This is a genomic window from Brevibacterium sp. R8603A2, from assembly GCF_023072605.1.
GTDB lineage: Bacteria > Actinomycetota > Actinomycetes > Actinomycetales > Brevibacteriaceae > Brevibacterium > Brevibacterium pityocampae.
This window is the reverse complement of record NZ_JALLGN010000001.1, coordinates 38,535-55,665: the sequence shown is the minus strand read 5'-3', so window position 1 is coordinate 55,665 and position 17,131 is coordinate 38,535. Positions and strand designations below refer to the sequence as shown.

Sequence of the window (17,131 nt, the reverse complement as noted above, 5' to 3'; positions counted from 1 at the left end):
CACGATTCGCGCGGAGAGTTCTTCAGCCCCGATCGCTTCCTGCGAGTTCGTCCCCGGTCGCCGCAGCACCGAACGCATCGGGCGCTCGGCGCACCGCGTCCATGGACAACCGTGCGCCCGCGGAGGATCCGGCGGCGCCCGGCGGCGCCGGGACCCGCCCGTGCATGCACTACCCTGGAATCACTATGGCCACAGACTTTCCTTCCGAGATCGCTGCCCTGCAGCAGACCTTCGCCTCGATCCGCGAGGTGTCCGACGTCGACCAGCTGCGATCCGAGGTGAATGAGCTGACCGAGGCCGCCGCCGCGCCCGATCTGTGGGACGACCCGGAGGCCGCGCAGCAGGTCACCTCGAAGCTCTCCCACAAGCAGTCCACCCTGGAGAAGCTCGAGAAGTTCGACTCCCGGATCGAGGACGTCGAGCTCCTCGTGTCCATGGCCGAAGACGAGGACGACGCGGAGACCCTCGCGGAGGCGGAGGCGGAGATCGGCAAACTGCGCCGCGAGCTCGACGCGCTCGAGATCTCCACGCTCCTGTCCGGCGAGTACGACGAGCGGGCCGCCGTCATCACCGTGCGCTCCGGCGCCGGCGGCGACGACGCCACCGACTTCGCTCAGACGCTCGCCCGGATGTACGTGCGCTGGGCAGAAGCGAAGGACTACGGCGTGCAGGAGCTCGACACCTCCTATGCGGAGGGCGCGGGCGTGAAGTCCGCGACGATCCAGATCAACGCCCCCTACGCCTACGGCACGCTGTCCGTCGAGGCCGGTACCCACCGGCTCGTGCGGATCAGCCCCTTCGACAACCAGGGACGTCGGCAGACCTCGTTCGCCGCGGTCGAGGTGGTCCCGCTCATCGAGTCGAGCGACCACGTCGACATCGACGAGAACGACCTGCGGATCGACGTCTACCGGTCCTCCGGGCCGGGCGGCCAGTCGGTCAACACCACCGACTCCGCCGTGCGCATCACCCACGTGCCGACCGGAACGGTGGTGAGCATGCAGAACGAGAAGTCGCAGATCCAGAACAAGGCCGCCGCGATGCGTGTCCTCCAGTCGCGCCTCCTCCAGCTCAAGAAGCAGGAGGAGGCCGCCGAGCGCAAGGACCTCGCCGGCGACATCAAGGCGAGCTGGGGCGACCAGATGCGCTCCTACGTCACCCACCCCTACCAGATGGTCAAGGATCTGCGGACCGGCCATGAGGTCAACAACCCGCAGGCCGTGTTCGACGGCGACCTCGACGGGTTCCTCGAGGCCGGCATCCGGTGGCGCAAGGAGGGCCAGAAGGCCGCCGAGGCGGAGGCCGCCAACCCCTGATCCGCACCCGGGCCTGAAACCTGGCTCTGAAACGCACAGCGCCCCGGACCGTCGATGTCGGTCCGGGGCGCTGCTGTGTGCCGAGGCACTCCCTGGTGAGCTGGTCAGGGCGGGTTCAGCCGATCACTCGCTCGGGTGCTCCGTCTTCTCAACGGGGGAGAGCTTAGTGTCAGTGTCGGACTCGGCGGACTCCGTGTCGCGCTCGACCGGTGCGGTGTCGTCGCCGTCGATCGTGCCGTCGGAAAGCTCCGAGCGATCCGCCTTCTCCTCTGCGTGCGGGGTGGTGGAGTCGGTGATGCCCTGCTCGTCGGAGTGATCCGGCGTGTGGGCGGCATCGGCGTCGTCGCCCACCGTGTCCGAGGCGCCCGCCACCCCCGACGAGCTCACATCGAGCCGCTCGTGGTCCTGCGGAGCATCCGGCCCGCCCGGCTCGGTCGCCTCGGGGTCGCCGGTCTCCGGTTCGGCCTCGACGGGTGCGCTATCCGGCTGCTCGTCGGTTGCCGAGCCGTCTGCCACAGGTTCGGCCGGCGTCTCGTTCGTCGCCGGGGCCTCGTCCTTCAGCGGAGTCTCGTCCTTCGCGTCTTCCGTATCCGGTTCCGGCGATGCGTCCGTCGCGCCGGCCGCGCTCGCAGTCTTCCCGGCAGGGGTCGACTCGCTACCGGGAGTATCCTCCTCGATCGAAGCCTGATCATCGGTCGCAGGCTCCTCGTCGGCCGGGGTCTCGTCCGATGCCGGTGTCTCCTCGACGACGACCTCGTCCTCGACGGCGGTCTCCTCGGCGGCAGGCGTGTCGGTCGGCGCGTCGGCGGAAGCGGCGTCCGCGTCGGCAGTCTCCTCGACCGGGGTGGTCTCCTCTGCGGGAGTGAACTCGTCGTCCGGAGTGGATTCGTCGGCCGGGGCCTCCTCGACGACGGTGGTCTCTTCGACCACGGTCTCTTCGGCGGTGGGTGCGTCGGCAGGCGCCTCGTCGGCGGTTGTCTCCTCAGCCGGGGTCTCCTCGGTGACGACCTCTTCCTCGACCACCGTCTCCTCGGCGACTGCAGCCTCGGCCGGGGTCTCCTCGACAGTAGTCTCCTCTTCCAGGACGACCTCCTCCTCGACGGGAGCCGGAGGGGTGTACTCGAGGTTGTAGTGGGCGTAGAGGGCGTACCCGGCGTCGTCGCTGAGCGTGGACCCGTGCATCGACGGCGCGGACTTGATGACCGACTTGGGATACGGCACCCAGACCCCCGATTCGGTGACGGTCGACCGATCGAGCGGGAGCAGCGGGTGCGAGCCGAACAGTCCGGTGTTGACCGACACCATGGTCGGTTCGCCGGCGGGATCGCGGTGGATGTCGGCGACGGTGCCGACCTTCCGGCTCCCCACCTCGAACACCGTGGCATCGGCCAGCGGGTCGCGGAGGACGACGTGTGCGGCCGAGGTGTCCGCCGACTCCGCCTCCTCGGTGCCGTTCGAGGTGTCCTGCTCCGGGCTCTTGTCACTCATGTGGGGCTCCTCTGATCTGCATCGTTCCCTGTCACCTGGTGTCTCCACTTTACGGTGACCGTGCGGCCTTGGGAACGGCGAGGTGGGTCGAACGGTGGTCTCACCTGCGGCCGGACGATCGACGCCGGGCGGGTCTCACAGGGCGATCAGCCGCCCACGGTGGTCCCACGCGGCGGCAGGGGAGCGCAGAGGGGCCGGTTCCGCAGCTGCGGAACCGGCCCCTCCGGCGAACTGACCCTGATCAGCGGGACCCGGTGGTGGTCACCGTGGTGATCCCCGGGCCCCGGTGGCGATCAGTGGCGGGCGTCGCCTCGGCCGTCGACATCACGCGCATCGGTGGCACGACCCTCGGTGCCGCGAGTATCGGCGTCGACGTCGATCTGCTCCTTGCGGACCTCGCCGGACACCGTCTCGGAATCGGTGACGGTGCGCTTGCCGACGTTGACCTTCTCCGTGGCGACGGTCTCCTTGTCGACCACCGGGCGCTCCTCGCGCAGGGTGATGGTCTCCTCGGCGCCGTCGGCGCGGCCGTCGATCGAGCCGGTGCGGGCCTCGGCGGAGTTCGGGTCGATCGATTCGCGCTCGACGACGAGCTCCTCGCGCTGGACCGGGACCTCGACCTGCTGGTTCTCCGACACGACGCGCTTGCGCAGACGGGCCTTGCCGGCCTCGCGCTGCTCGGTGCCGACCTTGAGGCGCTCCTCGTGGGCGACGACCTGCTTGCCCTCGGCGCCCTGTCCGGCAACGCGGTCGGCGTCACGGCGGTCGGCGTCACGGCGGTCGTCATCGCGGCCTGCGGTGCCGGCGGCTCCCGCTGCCCCGGCGGCGGTACCGGCAGCGGCGCGGTTGACCGCATCGGTGCGGTCACGGCCGTCGCCGGCGACGCGGTCATCGCTCACGCGGCCGTCATCGTCGTAGGAGAGGCTGTAGTACTCGAAGATGCGACGCTCCTCGGCCGGGTCGAGGTGGCCGTCGGCGTCGATGTTCGGCGCGTCCTTGATGAAGTCCTTGGTGAAGGGGACCGTGAAGCCGTCCTCGGTGCGGGTGGCGGCGTTGAGGGGCACGAAGGTCTCGTTCGTGCCGAACAGTCCGGTCTTCACCGTGGCGAACTTCGCCTCGTCGGTCTGGTCGTCGAGGTAGACCTGACCGATCGAACCGACCTTCTTGCTGTCCTGGTCGTAGATATTGGCATTGGTGAGATCGTCGAGATCGAAGCGATCGTTCATGAAAATCATCGTCCTCTCGGTGGTGCGTGTTCGAGCGGCCCCGGAGGGCCCTTACCTCCTTCACTCTGGTCGAGTCGGGACCACAAGGCGAGTAAGCGGAGCTGAAACCTGAATAATCAAGGCGTCCTGTCAGACTGTGCACAAGGATCCTTGAGAATTCTGCGCCTCGCTCCGGGAATATAATCCGGCTCCCGCGGAATCTCGGGCCCGCGGCGTCGACCGCGGCGCTCGGAAACCTCCCGGACGACCCGCTGACCCCGCCCTGTGACCCGCCGACCCCGGCACGCGGACCCCGCTCGTCGCCTCGCGCGGACCCCGCCGAGAGCGGCGAACGGCTCCTGCGATCCGGCGCGCCATCCGGCGGCCGCCGGCTCTGCCGACACGCCTGGACGGTTCGGCCGGAGGGTCCGCGGTTCCGGCCGCCGCGCTCCGTATAGTCGAGGTGGTCCCCGTCCTCCAGTCGATTGAGAAGAAACTGCGTGATCACCTTCGAATCGGTCACCAAGACCTATGATTCCAAGGCCGACCCTGCCCTGAACGACGTCTCCTTCACCGCCGAGGCGGGGGAGTTCGTGTTCCTCGTGGGCGCCTCGGGCTCGGGCAAGTCCACGGTGATCCGCCTCGTGCTCCGCGAGGAGGTGCCCACCCGGGGCCGGATCCGCGTGGCGGGGAGGTCGATCATCCGGATGCCCTCGTGGAAAGTGCCCTACCTGCGGCGCAGCATCGGCACCGTGTTCCAGGACTTCCGTCTGCTGCCGAACAAGACGGTCTTCGACAACGTCGCCTTCGCACTCCAGGTCATCGGCAAGTCGTCCGCGGCGATCTCCACCCTTGTCCCCGACGTCCTCGAGACCGTCGGGCTCGAGGGCAAGCACCGGCGCCTGCCGCACGAGCTCTCCGGCGGCGAGCAGCAGCGCGTCGCGATCGCCAGAGCCGTGGTCAACAAGCCCGGCATCCTCCTCGCCGACGAGCCCACCGGCAACCTCGACCCGGTGACGTCCACCGACATCATGGAGGTGCTCGAGCGCATCAACCGCAACGGCACCACGGTCCTCATGGCCACCCACGACGGCGACATCGTCAACCGCCTGGGCAAGCGCGTCATCGAGCTGCGCGGCGGAGTGATCGTGCGCGACGACGAGCAGGGCACGTACCAGGTGGGCGCATGAGACTGTCGTTCATCTTCTCCGAGGTCCTCGTCGGCCTCAAGCGCAACGTCTCGATGGTGCTCTCCGTCGTCCTCGTGACCTTCGTGTCCCTCCTGTTCGTCGGCTCCGCGATCCTCCTGCAGATGCAGATCAACGGGATGAAGGACTACTGGTACGACCGCGTGCAGGTCGCCCTGTTCCTGTGCCCGCCCGACTCCGAGGCGCCCACCTGCGCCGCCGGTGAGGCGACCACGGAGCAGAAGGACGCGATCCGCGCCGCGCTCGACGGGCAGGACCTCGCGCCCTATGTCGAGGAGGTCCACTTCGAGGACAGGGCGATGGCCCACCAGCTGTTCGAGGAGCAGTTCGAGGGCACCTCGCTCGCCGGCACGATCCCCGAGGACCAGATGCAGGAGTCGTTCCGCATCAAGCTCACCGACGCCGAACAGTACGAGATCATCGACGAGTACTTCTCCGCCACCCCCGGCGTGGAGGAGGTCGTCGACCAGAACCAGCTCCTCGACCAGCTGTTCTCGATCATGAATGTCGCCACCGCGATCGCGCTCGCCATCGCGGTCATCATGCTCCTGTGCGCCGTGCTCCTCATCGCCACCACCATCCGTCTGTCCGCCTACTCGCGGCGCCGGGAGACCGGGATCATGCGCCTCGTGGGCGCCTCGAACGCCTTCATCCAGATGCCCTTCATCCTCGAGGGCGTGATCGCAGCCGTCATCGGCGCGCTGCTCGCCGCGCTCGCACTCGGCCTCGTCGTGCAGTTCGGCGTGCAGGGGTGGCTCCAGGACCAGGCGGCGAGCTTCGAGCTGATCTCGCTCGGCGACGTCCTGCTCGTGGCCCCTGTGCTCGTCGTCATCGGCATCCTCATGGCCGGGGTGTCCTCCGTGCTCACCCTCCGCCGGTACATGAAGGTCTGACCGATGCGACCCATCCCGACCCCCACCAGAACCCGGCAGCGGACCCGGATGCTCCACCACGGCCGGTTCCACGGCAGCGGCGCCCGCAGGGTCGTCCTCGCCCTCACCGCGGCGACGCTCGCCGTGCTCATGCCGGTTGCCGGCCTCGCGGCGAACCCGCAGGAGAAGAAGGATGCCGTCGACGAACGCGTCGAAGAGCTCACCCGCGAGTTCCAGGGACTCGATGAGGAGCTCGCGCGAGTCATCGCGGAGAAGGAGGCCGCCGAGGAGGCGATGCCGGCCGCGGAGGACGCGCTGTCGCAGGCCGAGGACGAGCTCGCCGAGGCGCAGCGCGAGGACGAGGAGCTCGCCGCACGCATGACCTCGGCGCAGAACGCGCAGGAGGACCTCCGCGCCGAGATCGACGCCGGCGAGCAGGAGCTCGCCGACAGCCAGGGCGCGGTCACCCGCATCGCCCGGCAGGCCTACCAGAACTCCGGCGTCACCTCCGACCTCGCGCTCCTCCTCCAGATGGCCTCGAGCGACACCGGGGCCCAGGGACTCGGGCGGGTCGACTCCGCCGTCCGCTCCCAGCAGCGCACGATCACCCGGCTGTCGGAGCAGCGCACGACGAACCGGAACAACCAGGACCGGCTCGATGCGATCGCCGTGGAGATCGAGGACCTCAAGGAGGAGGCGGCGGCGGCCGTCCTCACCAAGGCCGCGGCGGAGAACGACGCACGCCAGCGCAAGACCGACCTCGACTCCCTCATCGACACGAAGGACCGCGCCTCGCAGACCATCGAGGACAACCGGGCGAAGACCGAGGAGGAGCTCAAGAACCAGCAGGAGGAGCAGGAGCGGCTGGCCGAGGAGGTCGAGAAGTGGGAGCGCGAGGCCAAGGAGCGCGGCGAGACCCTGCCGGGCAACGGCGAGCTGCGCAACCCCGCGCCCGGCTACCCGGTGACCTCGCCGTTCGGCTACCGGATCCACCCGATCACCGGCTCGCGCCGCCTCCACACCGGCACCGACTTCGGCATCCCCTGCGGCGACCCGGTGCGTGCCTCCGGCGACGGCATCGTGGTCTCCTCGGGCTGGGCCGGCGGCTACGGGAACCGGGTGGTGATCTCGCACGGCAAGGTCGACGGGAAGACCATCGCATCCACCTACAGCCACAACACGCGCAACACTGTGCGCGCCGGTGACCGGGTGTCCCAGGGCGACGTCATCTCCCGCGCCGGCACCACCGGCTCCTCGACCGGCTGCCACCTCCACTTCGAGATCATGCAGAGCGGCGCCTACGTCAACCCGATGCCGTTCATCCAGTAGCGCGGCTTCGCTCGCGCGGCGCGGCCCCTCCGGCGGCGCGGCCCCTCCGGCGGCGCGGCCCCTCCGGCGGCGCCGGCCATCCGGCGACGCCGGCCATCCGGCGACGCCGGCCGGCGCTCGGGCGACCTGTACACTGGTGGGTCTGTGCCCATACCTCGGGCACGCTCGAGTTCCGCGCTCGCGGCGCGGCATCCGCGCCCAGCGCACGGCAGGCAGCGATCGGTTCGGGAGGAGGACCATGGCCAAGGGAAACCAGAAGAAGACCGGGAAGAACGCCAAGACGGGCGCGAAGACGGGCGGCAAGGACACGATCACGACGATCGCCCGCAACCGCAAGGCGCGCCACGATTACCACATCGAGGACACCTATGAAGCCGGCCTGGTGCTCACCGGGACCGAGGTGAAGTCCCTCCGCGAGGGCCGCGCATCGCTCACCGACGGCTTCGGCCTGATCTTCCAGGGCGAGGCCTGGCTCGAGGGCGTCTACATCCCCGAGTACGTGCAGGGCACGTGGACGAACCATGCCGCCCGCCGGCGGCGCAAGATGCTCCTCCACAAGGACGAGATCCTCAAGATCTCGCACAAGCTCAAGGAGTCCGGGCGCACGCTCGTGCCGCTCGAGCTCTACTTCGTCGGCTCGCGGGTCAAGGTCGAGATCGCCGTGGCGCTCGGCAAGAAGGACTGGGACAAGCGCCAGGCGCTGCGCGAGAAGCAGGACGCCCGCGAAGCCCAGCGCGCGATGTCGCTCCGCCGCCACATGTGACCCTCGCGCCACCCTGTGGGTATCGCTGTGGACCGAGATTCTTACCATCGAGTTGGGCGCTTGTCCACACCGTTTCGGAATGATTTTAACTCGCCCCTGACCTGCGACGATGCATGTTATCCACAGATGGGTTCACCTGCTGTGCAGAACGTGTGATCAGCTGTGGACAACCGGTGGATCCCCAGACCCCTGCCCGGCATTCTGCCGCCTGTTGCCGGGGGTCTGCGGCCGGTGGCCTGTGGACCGACGCGCTGGACCGGAGCGGCCGTGCAGCCGCACGGTGACACTGCCTTGGCGGTGGGTGACACGGTCGAACGGTGGGTGATGCGACCCGATGGCGGGCTCCGGCATGGTCTGCGGTCCGGTGTGCGGTGCTCAGCCGTGGACGCCGACGAAGCGCAGGTTCGGGCGACGAAGCACAGGCTCAGACGGCACAGCGCAGGCTCGGACGACGAAGTACAGGCTCGGACGACACAGCGCAGGCTCGGACGACGAGGTGCGGGTTCAGAAGATGAAGTGCAGGCGCAGACGACGACGAAGTACAGGTGCAGACGACGTGGTGAAGAGTCGGGCAGCTGCCCGGCACGGCCGGGAATGAAAGTGGACGCACGGCTGTTGTCGGGAGTAGCATCAAAGGTCCGGCTGGCAGCTGAGCGGGTTCGCTTCCGCGCAGGCGCAGTCGGTTGGCAAGTGAATATGGGGATGATCGGTTTCGACGTTGGACATGGCGTCGGGAGAAGCGGGCCGAGAATGCAGAGTCAACTCGTTAATGTCCTCTGCAAAACAATAGGTGCTAAGTCTAACAACCGCACCGATTTCGCCCTCGCCGCCTGATAGCGCGAGCTGCGAATCCGTCAGCCTAGAGTTGCTTCCGCTCTAGTTCCTGGCGTCAGCTAGGGAGCCACTGCTGTCGGCACATGTTGGGGGTGTCGATGGGACTTTTACTCAACTCCGTTCGTTGGTCTACGTGTTCGTGCGATGACCAGGACCTAAGAAGCTGTTTCACGAACTGCGCCCGGAGAAGACCCGGTAATATGCCGACGGACGCGGGTTCGATTCCCGCCATCTCCACGCTAGAGCCTCGGAATCCTTAGTGATTCCGGGGCTCTTCCGCTTTCTGGCGCGGAATCTAGGCCCTCTCGGTGTGGTCAGTAGTGTTCACAACCACTCACAGAGTAGCATAGAGTTGGTCATTCGGTGGGTCATGGGTGGTCCCATTTGGTCCAAAACCGGTCAACTAGAGGGGGAGCCAATGCCGAAGAAGTATTCCGATCTGCCCCGTGGGATCGACCGGCTGCACAACGGGCAGTACCGCGCCCGGATCTACACCCAGGGGCGCCGGCACACCATCGGCTCCTTCTTCACCATCGGAGACGCCCGCGCCGCCCTGAGCATCGCCCGCGGGGAGATCGCCCGCGGCATCTTCATCCCGCCCGCCGAAGCTCGAGCAGAACGCCGCCGCGCAGCAGACGAGAAGGCCAAGTCCGCGGTCACCATCGACACCCTCGCCGACGAGTGGTTCACCTTCCTCGAGCGCGCCGGCCGGAGCCGAGGCACGATCTACACCTACCAGTCCCGCTACAACACCCACATTCGCCCCGTGTTCGGAGAAGTCCCGGTCACCGTCGTCACCCCCGCCGAGATCGAGGACTGGTATTCGGATCTGCTGCGGGAGAAGGGCTCCGGTGTCGCCCGGAACGTCTACCTCACCCTGTCGGCGCTCTTCACCTACGCGACCGGGAAGGCCAAGGGCCAGTCCGCGACCTTCACCCCATTGATCTCGGAGAACCCGTGCGGTGTGCCCGGCGCGACGAAGCACCAGCCGAAGCACGACCACGACGACGGGGAGAAAGTCGCCACCCCCGAGCAGGTCGCCGCCCTCGTCAACAACATGCCGCCCCGCTACGCGCTGGCGGTGAACCTCGCCGCGTGGTCGGCGCTGCGCCTCGGAGAAGTCATCGCCCTGCGCCGCCGCGACATATCCACAGCTGTGGACGGCACTCTCTGGATCCGGATCGTTCGGCAGGTTCAAGCGCGGGGGAGCGGCCTCTATGAGACCCGCCCGAAGTCCGAGGCCGGCACCCGCTCCGTGCCGATCCCACCGGCCCTCACCGAGACGGTGAACGATCACCTCCGGGAGCACGTCGGGCGAAAACGCGACATGCTGCTCTTCCCGCGCACCCCGAAGGGCGACGACTGGATCCACCCGAACACCCTGCGCAACGCCTTCAATGCCGCGGTGGAGACATACAACGACAGTGCTGACCCGGACGACCGGCTCGACGGGTTCACCTTCCACGCGCTCCGGCACACGGCGCTCACGCGCATCGGACAGGCGGGGGCGACTCTCGAGGAGCTCAAACGATTCGCCGGCCACACCTCCGCCGAGGTGGTGGCGAAGTACCAGCACGCGACCCGCGACCGGCTGGCGATGCTCGCGAGCTCCCTGTCGAGCGAAGTGCGGAACTTGTGAGCGCAAATGGTTGCAGTGAGCACTCTTGCGGTATAGAGTCCTGCTCGAATCGAATGAGTGTCCGATTCGGGGCACCAGCTGAGGCAGAGCCGATCAACGGCAACCGAATCACCCGCTGCTGTAAGACTCAGGGATTTCCGCACGATTGATCCCGGTGTGGCAGCAAGCCCAGCCCGATCTCGCGTCGGGGGTATACCCAGCCGAGTTTCGCACACGGGGGCTGTGTCAGATGGTTCGCCGTCGACACTGCACTACCGGCCCAGGATCCACCAGTCGCAGAAGCGACAACCGAAGTTCGGGAACGAATCCGCCACAGAGCGAGACATAACCGGACGGGGAGCTGACCCAGCCTGGCACGACGTCGGGGGGGCGTCCGAGGGTACGCCCCAGCGCAGTCATCGATTAGTTCACCGATCCATTCCGTCCGATGGATACGTCCCCGGCGCAGATACCGAATTCTTCACCGACCTCACCTAGAAGTCATGCCCCTTCACCGGGGCATTTTTTATGCCCAAAATCCATAGACCAACCACCCAACCCCGACTCACACAGTCGGGGTTTTTTCATGCCCAAATCCGAAAGGAGCACCCATGCCGACCAAGATCACGCCCGAGCTCACCATCGCTCAGGCAGCAGAAATCACCGGCACCTCAGCACCGACCATCCGCCGGTGGATCTCCAACGGGGAGCTGCGAGCCTACCGATACGGAAAGCGCGTCATCCGCATCGCCTACGACGATCTGATGAAGCTCCGCCGCGAGGTCAACCCGACCACCTTCACCAAGCAGAACGGCGGTGACGTTGCATGATCCACACAAAAGAGAATCGCCCCGGCGGGCAAACCGAGGCGATGAAATCCAGCAATGTGGTGGGCGCAGGATCTGGCTCAATTGTAGCCCAGATGACACTGGCAGACGAAGATCTCGACCGGGCTCACGCGCTCGTCGTACTCGTCGAGGACCGCACCGGCCGATACCGCCGCCGGCTCTACCTCAGCCTCCGTTCCGCTGAGCGAGCAGTAGCGCGAGCCAACGCCCGAGGCGCAGATGCTCGTGCGATCCTCTGCCGCATCACCCCCGTCGAGGACGGTGAGGCGCAGTGAGCAGGACATTCGACACCGAAGAAGCCCGCCGACTTTACGACATCGCCTACTCGACCGGCTACCGGCACGGAGAGCAGCAGGCCCGCCTCACCGACACCAGCTTCATCGAGGCCGTGGCGAGGCAGGTCCGGGCCGGCGAATACCTCGAGGGGCAGATCAGCGCAGTCATTCGCGGCACCATTGACGGGATCAACGCCCGCGCCGCCCGCGAGAAGATGACCGCCGAGGCAGAGGCCCGCGGGGATAGCCGGGGTGAGCGCCGATGAGCGAAGTGTTCAACTACTCACCCGAGGAACTGGTGGAACCCCCCAGGCCGCTGCGCCGAGCTCAGATCACTTGGGCATCGGAGATCGAGCCTGAGCCGGTCGTGTGGGCGTGGGAGGACGCAGGAGAGGGACGCATCCCTTCCGGTTCGCTCTCCGTCGCCGCCGGCCGGGAAGGCACCGGGAAGTCCTCCTTCGGTATCTGGCTCACCGCTCAGATCACGAACGGGACGCTGCCGGGAGCGTTCTACGGCCACCCGCGGACAGTGCTCTACGTCGCGGTCGAGGACTCGTGGAAGTACACCCTCGTCCCGCGACTCATCGCCGCCGGCGCCGACCTCGAACGAGTGGGACGGTTCGAGGTGTGGAGCGAGATCGACGAACAGGTCACCCTGTCCCTGCCTGTGGATAACGGGCTGCTCGAGGAGTCCATCGTCGGCAACGACGTCGGCCTCGTCGTCATCGACCCGCTCATGTCCGTCATCGGTGAACGGATCGACACTCACCGGGAGAGGGACGTGCGCACCGCACTGGATCCGCTGGCGCGCATGGCAGACAGGTCCGGTGCAGTGATCCTCGGAATCGCTCATTTCTCCAAGGCCGCCGGCAGCGATGCCGCATCGCTCATCACCGGATCCGGCGCGTTCAAGAACGTCCCGCGTTCCGTGTTTGGGTTCGCCCGCGACGACTCCGACGAGGACGGTATGCGGGTGCTGTCTCAGGTGAAGAACAGCCTCGGGCGCGATGACCTGCCCGACCTTGCCTACCGGATCGACGGAGTGGAGATCCGCACACCGAAGGGGCCGGCAGTGACGGGTGTGTTCACCGTGGCCGGCACCTCGAATCGGTCTGTAGCAGACGTGCTCCGCGACTCAGGTGGGCACGACGCCGAGGACCGGAACGAGGCCCAGCAGTTCATCTTCGACTTCCTCATCGACCGCACCCCACCGGAGGCGAACGCCGGTGAAGTGATGAAGGCCGCTCGCGCAGCCGGGTTCGGTGACCAGTCGATTAAGGACGCCCGAAGGAGGTCGAAGAACCCTCGCATCCTGTCCGTGAAGTCCGACTTCGGCGCGGGCTGGGTGTGGCAGGTCGATCCCCAAGGTGGCACCGAAGGTGGCGAACGTGGCAGGAACCAGGACTCTGCCACCATCGCCACCTTCGTGCCACCTTCGGCACCTCAGAGCGAGGTCCAGCCACCCGAAACCGGGCACCCCCAGCTCGGAGAAATGTGCTCCGTGTGCGGGGAGCCCCTACAGCAGATCTACGTCTCCATGCATCGCACCACTCACCCCGGCTGCTACAGAGAGGACACGCCATGAGGCAGCTGCGACCACTCGACCCCGAGGGATTCTCCGAGGCGTCATTGAAGCGGGCGAAGAACCGCAAGCACGTCGAGCACGACCGCACCCGCACGGTGCCGACGACGACGGTATGGAAGCACCCTCGGCTGAGCCAACTGGACCGAGCCGGTTCAGCGCCTGATCCGACTGAGCCAACTGGACCGACTGAGCCAACTGTGGATTCTCGCGGATCGCGGGGTGAGCTAACTGGCGGCAGATTCCAGTCAGCTCAGTCAGCTCAGTCAGTTCAAGCACACGAACCCGCTGATCCGAGTGCCGGATCGCAAGGTGGCGAACATGGCAGGGATCAGGACTCTGCCACCACCGCCACCTACGCGCCACCTTCACCCGACCCCGCACCCCAGGAGCCGGGACGGGACACCACCTGCGGCGTCTGCGGCAACGTCCTCCACCGAGGCTCCTGTATCCGCTGCGAGGTCGAGGGGAGGCGATCGGCATGACCGATCGCTGGACAGACGACGAGGGGCACGAGTGGCCGATCACCGGCGAATGGTGCACCGCCTGCGGCCTGCCGCTCATCCCGACCGACGACTCCACCATCCACCCCGGCTGCGAGGTGGGGAACGCCGAGGCCGACCCCACCCTCGTCGCCGGCACCGCAACCGATCACATCACTGAAAGGCCCGCCCCATGACCGACCGCATCATTCCCAGCTATGACCAGAACGGCAGCCTCGCCGGGGTCCTCAACGTCGACGACGTGGAACGTGACCTCGACCGAGTGACCGCAGCCGCCATCGCCAGCCTCGACGATGACCGGGAAACCATCATCGACCGCCTGAACGAAGCCCTCGCCGGACAGTCCGAGGCCTTCAAGATCACCGCCCTCAAGGGCACCATCGCGGACATCCTCGACACGTTCTCCGCGATCGTCGACATCACCGAGACCATCGGTGTCCCGACCCGGCAGAAACTCCGGGAGACCTTCATCGGGGAGGGCCAGTGAGCGACTTCGGCACTGACGACAAGCGCCTCGATCAGCGGCTGTCGATGTTGTGGAACAAGCTCACGGACAACAGCCGGGAAGTCCGTGCGCTGCACCCCCGCACCCGCACCCTCGAGAAGCGCGTCGACCGCATCGAGCAGACCCTCGCCGAGAAGAAGGAGGACCACCGTGGGTAAGCAACGCCACGACGTCGGCGCCCAGAAAAGACGACACCACACCACCCAGCGCCTCGAGGAACCCGTAGATACCGCGGAGCTCGCACGAGAACTCGTCCGCCGAGGCCTTGCCTCCGGATTGATCCTCGAGGGCTACAAACCATCAGACCGACCCCGGACACGGAAGGAGGACCGCAATGCTCAGCAAGCGTGAACAGGCCGACCTCGATGTCAGCAAGGCACTCGAAGTCGACCACGACCAGCAGCAGAACACCGAGCTCCACACACACATCACCGCACTCACGAAGGAGAACACCAATGCCTGACACCACCACTCTCACCGACGACCAGCTGCACGCCGCGATCACCGAGGCCACCACTCAGGCCCAGTCCGCGCAGGCAGAACAAGCCGACCGCCTCGCTGAACTCCACGCCGAACAGCAGCGCCGCACCCACGAGGCCCAGCAGAAGGAGAAGCAGGCCCGCCAGGAATGGGCCGAATGGTTCCTCGACGGCGGCGGGTACACCCAGCTCAAAGCCCAGCGCACCACCGAGGAACGCGAAGCCCGGCAGGCCTTCCTCACCGCCCTCCGAGAGTCCCCACTCGGGCAGGCCGCCGCCCGCTACTACGCCGCAGTGGAAAGCAAACAGCACGCCATCGATCTGCGTGAGCAGGCCTCCACGATCCTCGGCCGCTCCTTCAACGCAGTGAACTACCAGAACCGCACCGATCTCGTCGCGGAAGCCGTCGATCAGATCCAACGCGAAGCAGCAGGAATCAGCGCAGAAGCATGGGACGAACTCACCGAAACCCAGAACGACACCCAGGCCCGAACCTGGATCGAAGGCGGCAAAGCACCCGAACAGAGAACCGAGGAGTACACCGTTCCCGGACCCGAGGACTACGGCAAGCCCGTCACCGTGCGGCTCAACGTCATCACCGGCACCACCGAGATCGTCGACCCCGAGTTCACCCAGTGGAAAGCCGACCAGGAAGCCAACGCCGAACACCCCGCCGCGCCACCAGCATGGGCGCACAACACCCAGGAGGACTCATGAGCACACCCCGGCAACGCTCCACCGCATACCGCCGCAACCGCCTCACCTACCTCAAAGCCAACCCCAACTGCTACTACTGCGGCGACATCGCCGACACCGTGGACCACATCATCGCCCTCAGCCACGGAGGAGACGAACTCGACCCGAAGAACTGGAGACCAGCATGCAGAACATGCAACTCAGCAAGAGGGAACCGCACCCCACCCACCCGAACCTCGAGGCAATGGTGAAAGGGGTGGGGCCCACCTCCTCGGCCCGACCTGCTTTCGAACCGCCGGGCAGTGGAGACTTCTCTCTCCTCGGCGAATCAAGTGGCCTTCGGTGGGGCTGGGACGGTGTTCCTGGCCCCTCCGGGGGTGTGGTGGAAGGTGTGTTGCGATGAAGTGTCCGAAGGGCTTGAAGGGGCCGGGGCGTGCGTTGTGGGTGGCGACTGTGGAGCGGTTCGAGGTCGCTGAGCATGAGGGCGCGTTGTTGGAGGAGGCGTGTCGGGTGCGGGATCGTGTGGTTCAGCTGCGGGAGGCGGTGGAGTCTGATGGGTTGATGATTCCGTCGTCGCAGGGGTTGCGGTTGCATCCTGCGGTGGCTGAGGAGCGGCAGCAGAAACTCGTGTTGGCGCGGTTGTTGGCGACGTTGTCGATTCCGGGTCTGGATGAGGATGAGTTGCCGGCGTCGACGGGTGTGCGGGGTGTGTATCGTGCGCAGGCGTGAAACGCGGGTTGAGGGGGTGTTGCCGGAGAAGTTGGTGCGGTTCGTGCCGGAGGAGTGGCCGGGGGTGTCGGTGCGGGATCGGTTTCGGTTGTGGAGGGGTGAGCGGATGGAGTTCGTGCGGGGTCTGGGTGGGGTTTCGTCTGTCCCGGATCTGTGGTTGGACATTGTGCGGGGGAATCATGTGGAGTCTGCTCGGCTGCGTCGGGTGGATCCTCGGGCGTCAACGTCACCCCGGCCGCGTCCATAGCCGTTGTGCGGGGATCGATGGTCGGAGAGTAGAGGGTTCCTTTCGACTGCGTTGATCTGGCCAGCGCCCATGTTGGGGGCCGGTGGTGGGTGTTCTGGCCTGCCGCCGGCTCCTTCTCCGTGTGGGGGTGTGGGGGTGGTCGGTGTGTCATGGACCCTCGGGGCAAGCCAGAATGTCAGTCACTTTCCGCCGCTAGGATCTGGGCATGGGTTTGATGGAGTGGTTCCGGGAGCGGTTCGTCTCTGACCGGCAGCCGGTTCCTGCGCTCCGTAGCGTTCAGGAATAGTGCCGCGCGCACCCTCATTCCGGTACACTTAGATCATGAGTCGGGGTCTGGGGAGAGTGGAGCGGGGTGTCCTCGAGCATCGCGCCGAACACCCGTCCGCGACCACCCGGCAAACCGCCGAGCACGTCTACGGTGCACCGGCCGCAGAATCCCAGATGCGGGCCGTTCGCCGCGCCATGGCCTCTCTCATCGAGAAGGGACTGCTCGCTCCTCCTGAGCCTGTGTCTGAGCCGCCTGAGTGTGGTCTGATCCGTGCGGAGATCGACCGGCTCGCCGCCTCGGGTGAGGAGTTCGACGCGGACACGGTGCGCAGCCGATTCGCCGGCGACGACGAGGACAGCCGCACCG

The 17,131-nt window shown here is 66.8% G+C and carries 19 protein-coding genes and 1 other RNA gene; 18 read left to right on the top strand and 2 right to left on the bottom strand.

Going from position 1 to position 17,131, the window contains the following annotated elements; all coding sequences use genetic code 11:
• Window positions 1-185: 185 nt before the first annotated feature.
• On the top strand, window positions 186-1,316 hold the full coding sequence (gene prfB / locus MTQ12_RS00275) for a peptide chain release factor 2 (RefSeq protein WP_247422993.1): 1,131 nt from the start codon (window positions 186-188) through the stop codon (window positions 1,314-1,316).
• A gap of 123 nt (window positions 1,317-1,439) precedes the next feature.
• Here prfB and MTQ12_RS00270 read toward each other — a convergent pair whose 3' ends face one another.
• A complete protein-coding gene (locus MTQ12_RS00270; protein ID WP_247422991.1) occupies window positions 1,440-2,804 on the bottom strand; it encodes a hypothetical protein in 1,365 nt (454 codons plus the stop codon).
• A gap of 293 nt (window positions 2,805-3,097) precedes the next feature.
• Entirely contained in the window at window positions 3,098-4,030 is a 933-nt protein-coding gene (locus MTQ12_RS00265; RefSeq protein ID WP_247422989.1) for a PRC and DUF2382 domain-containing protein, read from the bottom strand.
• 479 nt (window positions 4,031-4,509) lie between these two features.
• On the opposite strand from MTQ12_RS00265, the gene ftsE reads away from it, so the two are divergent.
• The 17 genes from ftsE to MTQ12_RS00185 all read left to right on the top strand — a co-directional run bounded on the left by ftsE (window position 4,510) and on the right by MTQ12_RS00185 (window position 16,250).
• Window positions 4,510-5,199: a cell division ATP-binding protein FtsE gene (ftsE, locus tag MTQ12_RS00260; protein ID WP_137319074.1), complete on the top strand. Its 690-nt coding sequence runs from the start codon at window positions 4,510-4,512 to the stop codon at window positions 5,197-5,199.
• Window positions 5,196-6,110, top strand: a complete 915-nt coding sequence (gene ftsX, locus MTQ12_RS00255; RefSeq protein WP_247422987.1) for a permease-like cell division protein FtsX — start codon at window positions 5,196-5,198, stop codon at window positions 6,108-6,110. The genes ftsE and ftsX overlap by 4 nt, the downstream gene beginning before the upstream one ends.
• 3 nt (window positions 6,111-6,113) lie before the next feature.
• On the top strand, window positions 6,114-7,418 hold the full coding sequence (locus MTQ12_RS00250; RefSeq protein WP_247422985.1) for a M23 family metallopeptidase: 1,305 nt from the start codon (window positions 6,114-6,116) through the stop codon (window positions 7,416-7,418).
• Window positions 7,419-7,656: 238 nt separating this feature from the next.
• Entirely contained in the window at window positions 7,657-8,181 is a 525-nt protein-coding gene (gene smpB, locus MTQ12_RS00245) for an SsrA-binding protein SmpB (protein ID WP_247422984.1), read from the top strand.
• 698 nt (window positions 8,182-8,879) lie between these two features.
• Window positions 8,880-9,255, top strand: a transfer-messenger RNA (tmRNA) gene (gene ssrA / locus MTQ12_RS00240).
• A 178-nt stretch (window positions 9,256-9,433) separates the two neighbouring features.
• Window positions 9,434-10,654 carry a site-specific integrase gene (locus MTQ12_RS00235; protein ID WP_247422982.1) on the top strand — a complete coding sequence of 407 codons (1,221 nt, stop codon included), beginning with the start codon at window positions 9,434-9,436 and terminating at the stop codon, window positions 10,652-10,654.
• A 590-nt stretch (window positions 10,655-11,244) separates the two neighbouring features.
• Window positions 11,245-11,463, top strand: a complete 219-nt coding sequence (locus tag MTQ12_RS00230) for a helix-turn-helix domain-containing protein (protein ID WP_247422980.1) — start codon at window positions 11,245-11,247, stop codon at window positions 11,461-11,463.
• Window positions 11,464-11,555: 92 nt separating this feature from the next.
• Window positions 11,556-11,756 (top strand): hypothetical protein, encoded by a 201-nt coding sequence (locus MTQ12_RS00225; RefSeq protein WP_247422977.1) that lies wholly within the window; start codon window positions 11,556-11,558, stop codon window positions 11,754-11,756.
• A complete protein-coding gene (locus tag MTQ12_RS00220; RefSeq protein ID WP_247422975.1) occupies window positions 11,753-12,022 on the top strand; it encodes a hypothetical protein in 270 nt (89 codons plus the stop codon). Before MTQ12_RS00225 ends, MTQ12_RS00220 begins: the two co-directional genes overlap by 4 nt.
• Window positions 12,019-13,341, top strand: a complete 1,323-nt coding sequence (locus tag MTQ12_RS00215) for an AAA family ATPase (protein ID WP_247422973.1) — start codon at window positions 12,019-12,021, stop codon at window positions 13,339-13,341. The genes MTQ12_RS00220 and MTQ12_RS00215 overlap by 4 nt, the downstream gene beginning before the upstream one ends.
• Before the next feature lie 478 nt (window positions 13,342-13,819).
• Window positions 13,820-14,017 carry a hypothetical protein gene (locus MTQ12_RS00210; protein ID WP_247422971.1) on the top strand — a complete coding sequence of 66 codons (198 nt, stop codon included), beginning with the start codon at window positions 13,820-13,822 and terminating at the stop codon, window positions 14,015-14,017.
• Window positions 14,014-14,328 (top strand): hypothetical protein, encoded by a 315-nt coding sequence (locus MTQ12_RS00205; RefSeq protein ID WP_247422969.1) that lies wholly within the window; start codon window positions 14,014-14,016, stop codon window positions 14,326-14,328. The genes MTQ12_RS00210 and MTQ12_RS00205 overlap by 4 nt, the downstream gene beginning before the upstream one ends.
• Window positions 14,325-14,504, top strand: coding sequence for a hypothetical protein (locus tag MTQ12_RS00200; protein ID WP_247422966.1), 180 nt, complete (start codon window positions 14,325-14,327; stop codon window positions 14,502-14,504). Before MTQ12_RS00205 ends, MTQ12_RS00200 begins: the two co-directional genes overlap by 4 nt.
• A gap of 176 nt (window positions 14,505-14,680) precedes the next feature.
• Window positions 14,681-14,809 (top strand): hypothetical protein, encoded by a 129-nt coding sequence (locus tag MTQ12_RS14895; protein ID WP_282599066.1) that lies wholly within the window; start codon window positions 14,681-14,683, stop codon window positions 14,807-14,809.
• Complete coding sequence (locus tag MTQ12_RS00195) at window positions 14,802-15,542, top strand: hypothetical protein (protein WP_247422964.1); 741 nt, start codon at window positions 14,802-14,804, stop codon at window positions 15,540-15,542. Before MTQ12_RS14895 ends, MTQ12_RS00195 begins: the two co-directional genes overlap by 8 nt.
• Window positions 15,539-15,772 (top strand): HNH endonuclease signature motif containing protein, encoded by a 234-nt coding sequence (locus MTQ12_RS00190; RefSeq protein WP_247422962.1) that lies wholly within the window; start codon window positions 15,539-15,541, stop codon window positions 15,770-15,772. Before MTQ12_RS00195 ends, MTQ12_RS00190 begins: the two co-directional genes overlap by 4 nt.
• A gap of 148 nt (window positions 15,773-15,920) precedes the next feature.
• Window positions 15,921-16,250: a terminase gene (locus MTQ12_RS00185; RefSeq protein WP_247422961.1), complete on the top strand. Its 330-nt coding sequence runs from the start codon at window positions 15,921-15,923 to the stop codon at window positions 16,248-16,250.
• Window positions 16,251-17,131: the final 881 nt, after the last annotated feature.